The organism is Myxococcus vastator (assembly GCF_010894475.1).
In the GTDB taxonomy this organism is placed as follows: Bacteria; Myxococcota; Myxococcia; order Myxococcales; family Myxococcaceae; genus Myxococcus; species Myxococcus vastator.
The window spans coordinates 1-382 of record NZ_JAAIYB010000996.1 but is presented as its reverse complement, the minus strand read 5'-3'; the positions used below and the strand labels follow the sequence as shown (position 1 = coordinate 382).

The following is a 382-nucleotide window of genomic DNA, read 5'->3' as shown; positions in this document are numbered from 1 at the left end:
GCTGACCATCGACCACCACGTCTTGGAATTCGTGCGTGAGTTTGGCCTGATCATCTTCGTCTACACGCTCGGCCTGCAGATCGGTCCGGGTTTCTTCGGTTCGCTGCGCTCGCGCGGGCTGATGTTGAACGGTTTTGCCGCCGCCATCGTGCTGCTCGGCGCCGCGCTGGCCGTGGGCTGGATCGCCACCGGCCGGGTGGAGCTGCCGGCGGGCGTCGGCCTGCTCTCCGGCGCGACCACCAACACCCCGAGTCTCGCGGCGGCCCAGCAGGCGTTGAAGCAGATCGGCGCCCCCGACGGAGCGTCGGCGGTCCAGGGCCTCGCCTACGCGCTGGCCTACCCGTTCGGCATCCTCGGCATCATTCTCACCATGCTGCTGGTG

Annotated in this window: 1 protein-coding gene; it reads left to right on the top strand. The window is 68.6% G+C overall.

Features of this window, described 5'->3' with window-relative positions; translation table 11 throughout:
• Window position 1: 1 nt before the first annotated feature.
• The coding region (locus G4D87_RS38750) for an aspartate-alanine antiporter-like transporter (RefSeq protein WP_504112988.1) at window positions 2-382 on the top strand (381 nt) is incomplete at its 3' end.